This window comes from Halodesulfurarchaeum sp. (assembly GCF_036626455.1).
GTDB lineage: Archaea > Halobacteriota > Halobacteria > Halobacteriales > Halobacteriaceae > Halodesulfurarchaeum.
Genome location: NZ_JAZKRK010000005.1, coordinates 86,597 through 96,056 on the forward strand (window position 1 = coordinate 86,597; position 9,460 = coordinate 96,056).

At 57.3% G+C, this 9,460-nt stretch carries 11 protein-coding genes; 7 read left to right on the plus strand and 4 right to left on the minus strand.

Annotated features, from left to right (window positions below; all coding sequences use genetic code 11):
* The first annotated feature begins 204 nt into the window (after nt 1-204).
* The 3 genes from V5A26_RS03105 (at nt 205) to V5A26_RS03115 (ending at nt 2,220) form a co-directional block, all read left to right on the plus strand.
* Nucleotides 205-780, plus strand: coding sequence for a DUF7344 domain-containing protein (locus V5A26_RS03105; protein WP_332320642.1), 576 nt, complete (start codon nt 205-207; stop codon nt 778-780).
* A gap of 9 nt (nt 781-789) precedes the next feature.
* Nucleotides 790-1,620: a hypothetical protein gene (locus tag V5A26_RS03110; protein ID WP_332320641.1), complete on the plus strand. Its 831-nt coding sequence runs from the start codon at nt 790-792 to the stop codon at nt 1,618-1,620.
* Between the two features lie 174 nt (nt 1,621-1,794).
* Nucleotides 1,795-2,220, plus strand: a complete 426-nt coding sequence (locus V5A26_RS03115; RefSeq protein WP_332320640.1) for a CBS domain-containing protein — start codon at nt 1,795-1,797, stop codon at nt 2,218-2,220.
* Here V5A26_RS03115 and V5A26_RS03120 read toward each other — a convergent pair.
* The gene (locus V5A26_RS03120) at nt 2,217-3,209 is read right to left on the minus strand and encodes an NAD(P)H-dependent amine dehydrogenase family protein (RefSeq protein ID WP_332320639.1); all 993 of its coding nucleotides are present in this window, start codon (nt 3,207-3,209) and stop codon (nt 2,217-2,219) included. The two genes, V5A26_RS03115 and V5A26_RS03120, sit on opposite strands and share 4 nt — an antisense overlap.
* Nucleotides 3,206-4,525, minus strand: coding sequence for an aspartate aminotransferase family protein (locus V5A26_RS03125; protein ID WP_332320638.1), 1,320 nt, complete (start codon nt 4,523-4,525; stop codon nt 3,206-3,208). Before V5A26_RS03125 ends, V5A26_RS03120 begins: the two co-directional genes overlap by 4 nt.
* A gap of 169 nt (nt 4,526-4,694) precedes the next feature.
* Between V5A26_RS03125 and V5A26_RS03130 the strand changes: the two genes are divergently transcribed.
* Together V5A26_RS03130 and V5A26_RS03135 are read left to right on the plus strand one after the other, a co-directional pair.
* Nucleotides 4,695-5,936 (plus strand): MgtC/SapB family protein, encoded by a 1,242-nt coding sequence (locus V5A26_RS03130; RefSeq protein WP_332320637.1) that lies wholly within the window; start codon nt 4,695-4,697, stop codon nt 5,934-5,936.
* Nucleotides 5,937-6,014: 78 nt separating this feature from the next.
* A complete protein-coding gene (locus tag V5A26_RS03135; protein ID WP_332320636.1) occupies nt 6,015-6,677 on the plus strand; it encodes a flavin reductase family protein in 663 nt (220 codons plus the stop codon).
* Nucleotides 6,678-6,791: 114 nt separating this feature from the next.
* Here V5A26_RS03135 and V5A26_RS03140 read toward each other — a convergent pair whose 3' ends face one another.
* Both V5A26_RS03140 and V5A26_RS03145 read right to left on the minus strand, forming a co-directional pair.
* Nucleotides 6,792-8,171, minus strand: coding sequence for an MATE family efflux transporter (locus V5A26_RS03140; RefSeq protein WP_332320635.1), 1,380 nt, complete (start codon nt 8,169-8,171; stop codon nt 6,792-6,794).
* Nucleotides 8,168-8,473 carry a hypothetical protein gene (locus V5A26_RS03145; RefSeq protein ID WP_332320634.1) on the minus strand — a complete coding sequence of 102 codons (306 nt, stop codon included), beginning with the start codon at nt 8,471-8,473 and terminating at the stop codon, nt 8,168-8,170. Before V5A26_RS03145 ends, V5A26_RS03140 begins: the two co-directional genes overlap by 4 nt.
* Nucleotides 8,474-8,784: 311 nt before the next feature.
* Here V5A26_RS03145 and V5A26_RS03150 point away from each other — a divergent pair, with 311 nt between their 5' ends.
* Together V5A26_RS03150 and V5A26_RS03155 are read left to right on the plus strand one after the other, a co-directional pair.
* Entirely contained in the window at nt 8,785-9,045 is a 261-nt protein-coding gene (locus tag V5A26_RS03150) for a hypothetical protein (protein WP_332320633.1), read from the plus strand.
* On the plus strand, nt 9,046-9,243 hold the full coding sequence (locus V5A26_RS03155; RefSeq protein ID WP_332322212.1) for a hypothetical protein: 198 nt from the start codon (nt 9,046-9,048) through the stop codon (nt 9,241-9,243).
* Nucleotides 9,244-9,460: the final 217 nt, after the last annotated feature.

The window sequence follows — 9,460 nt, forward strand, 5'->3', positions numbered from 1 at the left end:
GGGAATAGTATTATTGTATACTTTGGGCCAAAGGCACATAGTAATAGCATTCCTGAACGCGCCATAGCCTTTTTCAGGTTGTTCAGGTGGTGCCTGAAACCTAATCGTAACTTGGTAGAGACAACCTGAACCGTCCCCGATAACGGTTCAGGATTACCCTGGTTAACCAAGTTTTATTATGACGTGCGTCATACGCATTGGTACATGTCCCCAGTACATAGTGATGGGGCGGGGACTGTGGGAGCCCATCCTGGTGAGGATGAGCTATTCCAGGTTCTTTCCAATAGACGCCGACGGTACGCGGTTCACGCGATCAAGCAGGAGTCTGGACCTGCCCAAATCGGTGATGTCGCGGAGCGGGTGGCCTCGTGGGAGTACGACGTCGAGCGCGCGGAACTCTCATACGACGAGCGCAAACGCATCTACACTGCGCTCCAGCAATCCCACCTCCCCAAAATGGACGACGCGGGCATTGTATCGTTCGATAAAGAGCGTGGAGTTATCGAACCTGAGCCCGCGCTCGAGGACGCGGACGTGTACATTGACATTGTCCAAGGGCGCGAGATACCGTGGAGCCAGTACTATCTCGGCCTCTCCCTAATAGCACTGACGCTTGCGTTTGTTCTCAGCCTCGGTGCGTGGCCCTTTACGTTTCTTCCGGCAATTTCCTGGATGGTCGGTATTGTTGTGATGTTCGCGATTTCAGCGTTGGTCCATACCTACTACGCGAAAACGAACAGAATCGGCGCGGACGAAAAACCACCAGAACTGAACCTGTAACAGAGAACTATGAACCGGAAACGCAAACTCAGCCTTTTGATTGCGACCGTCACAGTACTTTCGTTGGCAATCGGCTCAGGTTCGTTTACTGCTGTCGAGGCAGATCGTGGCGTCTCGGTGAATGTCGTTTCAGATAGTGAAGCCTACGTCGGGTACAATTCCTCCGATGTCGGGCCGGTTGAGGAGGGTGAAGAAATAGAACTCGTCAACTTGACAAACCGCTTCGCGGCGGATACGACTCTCTCAGTAGAGTCTGTAGATATCTGGACCAATACCTCGATGACAATCGATCCAGACACCTCCCTCACACTGGAGAGTGGTGAATCCGAGACCCTAACAGGGGAAGTGACGAATTGCGATCCAGGAACGGCGAACGAGGTTGAGGTGACGGTCGAACTCGATGGTGGTGGTGTCTGGGCCAAGATTTTCGGTGACTACTACACTCGAGAGTTTACGGTGACTTGTGAGGAGCCATCTGTGGAAGGGGTTTGGTTCAATGGAGCCGGGACGGTCAATATCGATACCACTGGCCTCGATGAGGTTGACATCCACTATTGGACGACCGAGGATAACCCTGGAGCCAATTCAGGGAACAGTGGAAGTAATTCGGGAGACGGTTCAGGACCGATTAACGTCACGAAAACCGGGACTACTGTAACCGTTGATACCAACTCGAACGTACAGTTGGAGCAGGGCCAAAAAACGGTCGTAGCAGTGGAAATTGAAGGAGGTTTTGACGTCATCTATGCCCATCCGGGATATAACACTAACACCGGCGACATCGATAATTGGGGGAAGGGAGACGGAAATGTAGTAGATGAGTTCCCAACTGTGGAGTAATCGCCCATCTCCAGTTTTCCGAAAGCACCGACAAACAGGGAAGGTGTTTCTATCCCAATAGTAGACTTGGCAATGACACCGAAGACGGCCAATCTCCTCAGTGCCACAGTGTCGGTTTCTGTGCAGTCGTCACGGTAAGCCATTTATTTAATTGCCGCCTGCAACTCGTTACTTATGAACCCACTCGTCTCGGACCTCATGGAGACCGATGTCGTCACCATCGGGGCCAATCAAACCCTGACGGACGTCGGGACCAAACTCTACGAGACGGGCGTCGGGAGTCTGATCGTCCACTCTGATGAGGCGGTCCCGATGGGGATTATCACCCCACAGGACCTCCTCCAGGCGGTCGCGGAATCGAGTCGAATTCTGTCCGAAATCGTTGTGACCGAATATATGTCTCGGCCGCTGTTGACCATCGAACAAGACCGACCGGTCCGAAGTGCCGTCAGGCGAATGAACGAGGAAGGGGTCGAACAACTGGCCATCGTCGACGAGTACGAGGTAATCGGCATTGTTTCCCAAAAGGACGTGCTCACTGCCTACGAATCCCTTATTCAAGCCGCCCACGAGACCGAACGCCAGCCCCGAACTGATTAGGGCGCTTCGGGATACCGGGGCGTTGCCAAGTCGATCATCGTCGCCAGTCCTGGGTCTCCGTCCCGCACGCGCGGGACCGAATTCACGACTACCGCTGGCGTCGTCACGTCGCCGTGGAAACCTCCGTCGACGGTTACGGTGAGGTCGGGTCTCCCGGTGATTTCGATCTGATCGCGGGGATGATCCGCTCCGAGATACATGCTCAGATCGAGTTCGATAGCCGGTTCACCGTCGACGAACCCCGTTCCGACCTGGTGGATGCCAGCCACATCGCCAGCCTCGGCGGTGAAATACTCGCTCTCGGTGCGGGTCTCTACAATGACTGGTTCGATCGTCTCCTCGATGCCGGTCAGGGTCCAGTCCAGCGCCGCGGCGAGCATCGCGATCGATTCCGGCAAACCGACGTGCCCCGCTTCGGGGGCGATTTCCTCGTTCCACCGCTGCTCGGAGAGTCCTGCCCCGACCTTCTCCTGGAGGGGTTTCCGCCGCTGGCTGGCGTTCTGAACCCGCGTCACACTAACCGATTCGACTGCCTGGCACGGCGCCGTCAGCACCGCGGGCAGGGTGTCCATCGCGTAGCCCGGATTGATGCCCGTTCCGAGCACTGTTTGCCCGTGGGAACTGGCGATTTCGTCGAGTTTGGTGGCTGCTTGGGGATTGTGGTACCAGGGGTAGGAGAGTTCCTCCGTTGTGGAGATCACATCCGCCCCAGCGGCGACCGCGGCTTTGATCTGCTCGTCGATAGCCGTGACGTCCGAAATGGTCGAGTGAAAGACCACGTCAGGCGATGCTGCCAACGCGACGTCCGGATCATCCGTGATTTCGACGCCCAGTTCTGTTCCGAGTTCCGCAACTGTCCCGAGATCTTGGCCGACCTTCTCGGGGTCGATGTCGATGGCCCCGACGAATTCGATTCCCCGGTCGTGAGCGACCTGGACGATGCGTTTGCCGATCGGTCCGACGCCGTATTGAACTGCGGTGAGTGTCATAGTATGTCCTCCGTGGTGAGTTCGCGAACTACATCGCGACTGGATTCGAGCAGGTCTTCTATCTGTGCTTCAGTTGTCTGGAAGGAAATGCTCCCCATGTGACCGGGGAGATGGTAATGCCCCCGATCGATGAGCCGGTCGTGGAATTCGAGGAGCGCTGATCGGTTCGTTTCGGTTTCTACAGCACCGACGTCGGTCAGCGGTTCTTCTGGCTGGAACACCGGAAGGAACAACGAACTCGTTCCGAGAACCTCGGCCTCGACACCGAGGTCAGCGAATATCTCTGCAAACCCCGCTCTGACCCGTTCGGACTGGGACTCCGTGTACTCGTAAACCGGCTTCTCTTCGAGCACTTCGAGGGTCGCTAACCCGGCAGTGGCCGTCATCGGGTTCATCGTGAACGTCCCGCCACCAGCCAGGACTGCCTCGTCTGCAGGCACACCAACTGGCTTTGTCGACTCGAAGAGATCCTCACGACCGGCGAGGCCCCCGACTGGCAGCCCACCCCCAGCCACTTTTCCGAACGTGGTTAGATCAGGTTCGATACCGATACGAGCCTGATAACTGCCCGGTGACACTCTGAAACCCGTCACGACCTCGTCGAATATCAACATCGCGTCGCGGGCCCGTGTCTCCGCACGGAGGAAATCGAGGAACGATTCCGTGCATTGCATGCCTCCACCGGCCAATAGCATGGGTTCGACGATGATGCCAGCTACGTCGTACGTTTCGAGGAGCTCGGTCACGGCAGCTTCATCATTCAACGGAAACGCGTGCACATGGTCCGCTACATCGGGGGGAAGGCCACTCGTCGTCGGTTGGTCGAAGGGACTGTGAACGGCCTTCGACAGATCCGTATTGCCCCCATGCCACCCACCTTCGGCTTTGAGAATGTGCGAGTTCCCGGTTGTGGCCCGAGCGATCCGGACAGCGTACATCGTCGCTTCGGTCCCTGAGGAGGAAAATCGAAGGCGCTCTGCCGAGGGGAATCGCTGGAGGATCTGTCGCCCGAATTCCAGTCCCAGTTCGTTCGGGATGCCATAATGGAGGCCATCAGCCGCCTGCGCTTGCACGGCCTCGACGACGTCCGGGTAGGCATGCCCCAGGATGCTCGTTTGGTGATTCATCCAGTAGTCGACGTACTCGTTCCCGTCCACGTCTCGGATCGTGGCCCCGGTTGCGTGATCCACGTAGAGGGGATGCGGGTCGTGATAGCGAATATTGTGGGACACGCCACCTGGAAAGACCTCAGTCGCGCTCTCGTGAAGTTGTTCACTCCCGGATCTGTCGGGTGTGGTATTACCACCGGATCCCATGTTCGTCTCTTTCTCCCGGTTTCATCATAAAGATACAGCGTGGAAATCGAGGTTTTTGCCGTTGATTGGTCCCCATTCCCGGTGTGTTATTTGCTACAGGGTGAAATATGCCCCAAGTATTCCCGATTTGGCACCGAAACGTTAGGTGAATACCATTCTAACACCCAGTATGGCGGTTCCATCCCTTTCGGTTGGACTCTCCCTGGCCGTTGCTTTCGGCATCGGGGTAATCATTGGGATGGAACGCGAACAAAGCGACTCCGCTGGCATTTTCGCTGGAAGCCGCACGTTCCCGCTGTTCGCCCTCTATGGCGGACTCGTCTACACCTTTTTTCCGGACGGATTCGCGCTCGCGCTACTGGCGATCGCACTGCCGCTCACAGTCGCGTATTCTGGGAAGGTGTATCTGGAGGGCGATCTCGGACTCACGACGTTGGTAGCCGCACTTATCACGGTCGTTTTGGGTGCAATGACAGTTCACTCCGAACGGGCGATGATCGCGGCGATCGTCGTGACCGGCGTCATGGTGGTGTTGCTCACCGCAAAGAGCCGCATTCATACGATCGCCGAAAGCATCGGCGAGGATGAACGCCGGGCCAGCGTGAAGTTTATCGTGGTGGTCCTGATCGTGCTCCCTCTGCTCCCTGACCGAAGTATGGACCTCCTGCTGGGGCTCAATCCACGCTACGTCTGGTTGATGGTCGTGTTCGTCTCCGGATTGAGTTTTGGAGCATACGTCCTCGGAAAAACCATTGGGCCCCAGCGGGGGCTTGTTCTGACAGGCGTCCTGGGTGGGTTCGTTTCGTCGACGGCGACGGCTGTTTCGATGGCCGAACGCACCCGTGCTGCGCCAACTCTTTATCACGTCACGGCCTTCTCTGCGGTCATTGCGTCGGTCGTGATGTTTCCTCGAGCGCTCGTTGAAGTCGCGGTCATCAACCCCAGTCTGTTGCCACTCGTAATTATTCCGCTCGGGGCAATGACCGTCGCTGGTGCGGTCATTGGGGCTATCGTGTACTGGCGGATCGAGATCGATCACGATGTTGATACGACCCTGAAAAACCCGTTTCACCTCAGAACGGCCCTCGTCTTCGGTGCCGTGTTTGCGGCCGTGCTGCTCGTCTCAGAGTACGCGAACGCCTATCTGGGCGTTTCAGGCGTCTACGGAACGGCCTTTATTTCAGGCCTGGCGGATGTCGACGCGATAACCCTCACGCTGAGTACGCTTGCGGCGGACGGCGAGATTACTCGAGAGGTCGCGACGACCGGGATCGTCATCGCAGCGGTGGCTAATACGGCCGTCAAAGCGGGCATCACCTGGGTTTTGGGAACCCGGCAACTGGGACAGGTTGTGACCGCTGTTCTGGGAACTGTGGCGATTATTGGCATTCTCATCACGGTTTTCCTGTAGTCCTCGGAGGAAAATTGAGGCGGGTGGTTCGGGAACCGGAACGCCAATTGGGACCTACCACCGACAAGGAGGTATCCAATGACTGACGGAAATCGGCCTTCGCATTTCGACGAGATCAGCGAGTTCGACTCCTCAACGCTCTTCAAACCTAACGTCCCAGCACTCGTCGTGAGCAACAGCGATGAAACGGGTTCGAACATCATGACTGCGTCGTGGTGGATGGTCGCCGGCTACGATCCGTTTCGGTATATGTTGGCCGTGAGCCAGAAGAGCTACACCTACGACATCATCGAAGCGAACCCGGAGTTCGTCATGGCAGCCCCCTCGACCGAATTGGTCGACGCTCTCACACTCGCTGGCATGGTGAGCGGTCGTGATATCGACAAGATCGATCACCTCGGCCTGGAGACGGTGCCCGGCAAGGAAATCGATGTCCCACTCCTCGCGGACGCGGTTGGAAACATCGAACTGAGCGTCATCGAATCCTTCGAGTTCGAAGGCACGACGTACTACTTTGCCGGCGTGGAGACCGCCCATGTGACGACCGGTGGGATGGACGGCCGGCTGTTGTCCCTTGATGCGGATATCCTCGCATACATGGGGAGTGACTGGGCCAAGGAAGATGCCACGACGAAGCACCGGTATTACGCGGAACTCACGCCGGAGAACCTGCAATCGTTCCCGGGTGACGAGATCGTTGAGTCGCTTCCCGAGGACCTGCGCGAGCAGTTCGAGGAGTAAACTAGCCCACTCTACTCGCTCACGGCTTTTTCTCGCGGGTCGAAGGCCCGCTCGAATGGTTCGCGGAACTTCGTTCCGAGCTATCGCCGTTCGCTTCGGTAAGGGTAGGGTAGTTTACACACGTGCTTCGGATCGCTCAGCCATTAACCCAGCAGCGAGTTCGGCCCAGTCCCCCCAGAGGAACCCGCCAGTGACGATGATCGCCCAGACGATGAAACTCAACAGGAGTCCCACGTACACCCCGAGCAGCCCCCAGTTCAGGATGACGGCAAGCAGGTATGACAGTCCGAGCATGGATCCGAACGTTCCGATCGCTCGGGCATAAAACGGCGTCCGAGTGTCTCCAGCGCCCCGAAGGCTCCCCGCGAACGGGGAGAATATACCGAAGGACACCATCGAAACGCCGAAGATTTTTGTGAACGTGATTGCGTAACCGAGGGTTTCTGGATCGCTTGTGAACACCCCCGCGATCGGTCGCGCACCGAGGATCAGAACCCCGCCTGCGATACTCATAGTCAGAATACTCAGGGCTGCAATTCCAAACCCTGTGTATCGGGCTTTTGCGGGATCGCCCGCTCCCAGGGCTTGCCCCACCAAGATGCTGGCGACGGTGTTCATCGCCCGATAGATCGGGCCGGTCAGTTGCTGATAGATCCGCCGGCCGATATGATAGGCGGCCGTCACCTCCGTCCCGAACAGGAGCAACAGCGCGTTAAACGGGAAGTTCGCGATAGACGTACTCATTCCCTCGGCGAAATTCGGGATGCTGATTTCCACGAGCTGTCGGGTGATCAACACTGATCTGGGGCGTTCAAAGGAGGGATTCGTAAACGGACTCGCGATCGCGATGGTAACCGCCATCGCTTCGACAGTCCTGGCCAGGAGTGTCGCAAGCCCGATGCCGATGATCCCAAATCGGGGTACAGGTCCCAGGCCGAGGGCCAAAACCACGGTGGCGATCGCATTGAACAAACTCGCACCACCGTTCACGAGCATTGGAGTGAACGTATCCCCTGTGCCTTGCAACGAGCGGGCACCGACGAGGCCGACGATCCGGAGTGGTGATGCCGCCAGGATGAGCGTGAGATACGTGGCCCCCAACTGGATCACGTTTTGTTCGGCGCCCAGCACGTCGATGAAAAACTCCGAAAACAGGATGCCGAGACCGATGAGGGGAATTCCAACGAGAAATCCCAGTAACATTGCTTGCGTGATCGCTCGATTTCGCGTCTCTTGTGCCTCTCGTCCAGTATCTTGGCTGGAAAGTGCGATGGACCCGGCACCAAGCCCAAGCCCGATCCTGAGGGGAATCTGTCCATACAGGTCCGCCAGCCCGATCGCCGTGACGTACGCTGGGGCGAATAGGCCCGCGACAATGATATCGACAGTCCGCATCAGGGTCGTGAACCCGTGCTGAATAGTGATCGGCCAGGAGAGCGAAAGGGTCCGACGCCAGAGCCCCCACAGGCGCTCCCGATCGATCGGCCGGTTCATGCCGGGTCGTCCGATTCCATTCGCAGGTGGTCACGCGCCTCCTCGATTGCCGTGCCGTCTGTGTACTTCCTGTCCGTGTCGAACAGGGAGACATCGTGAGAAATCACCGATCGATCAGCGTCAGAGGCCGTGTGTTCGACAAATGGATCGTCGACTTCGGGTCGTTCCCCGCTGAAGGCTTCGCTCAGATCGACGACAACCACGGCCAGTCTGTCTTCCCAACCGATTTGAGGTGCGGACTCGCCGGTGTCGAAATACTCCCGGTCCGAGGCGGGGATGACATCCGGCTCAGGCGCACTCATATGTGTGTGGGTGTCCAACGCGGACAAGAACGTTTCCCTCGGCACACGTCTGGGTCCATAGATACGGAAAAATGAAGACGAAGGCCCATTTCGATCAACACGTCCATGAGAGGAGGTTTTGGCCGGTGAGTAAAGCGGGTCGTCAGATTTCCGGCTGCTGGAACGGCTGCATGTGAGTAACTTGCAACCATGTCGCCGGTATCAAAACACTGGAATTGACCCCAACCCGTACATCTATTGCCTTCCAAGGTCCCGTTGGGAGACGGCATCGATTCGGTGAAACTAACAGCAAACAACCATTACATATCCACATGAGCGACTCAGACTACAAAACCGAAGCAAAGAACCTCGACAGTTCGACCCGCCAGTACATCTACGATCACGCCTATGAATACGATGGGTTGGAGGAGCAGTCGATTCCGGAGTTCACCGATCAGATGGTCCGGGAGGTCAAAGCGGGGGTCGACGAGTATTTCGACATGTCCGATCTCGCCTTACGTCAGGCGATCGTCGAGGAAGTCGCTGATGCAGTCGAGGAGATGGCCGAAGACGGCTACGACGAGCATTTTTGAGTGACAGTCGGGTTACCAATTCCCCGCGTTCCAGACGCCTACATCGATGAATACCCGCTGGAGTCGGTCAGCAAGAACCCGTTTAACGGCCCGCCCGGTGCAGTGGGCGGGTGCGAAAAGTTCGAGTCAAACGTCGAGGTAGTCGGCGATTTCGTGGACGGTCTCCGTGTCCAGGACACTGAGATGGGTACTGCCTAACGGGGTTCGAACAGGGGCGTCCATGAAGGACTCGGCTTGCTTGATTGTTTTTGGGATAACGGCGTGCCAGCACCCATAGACGAGGAAAAAACCGTTTTCGGTTTCGATAGGTAGCGCTAACCATACGAGTGCATCGCGGTCTCACCATGGAACTCCTGCAGGCTAAAAGTCCGGATTAAAGGAGCGATTGCCGAAAGGGGTGGGAGACTGGGGGGGG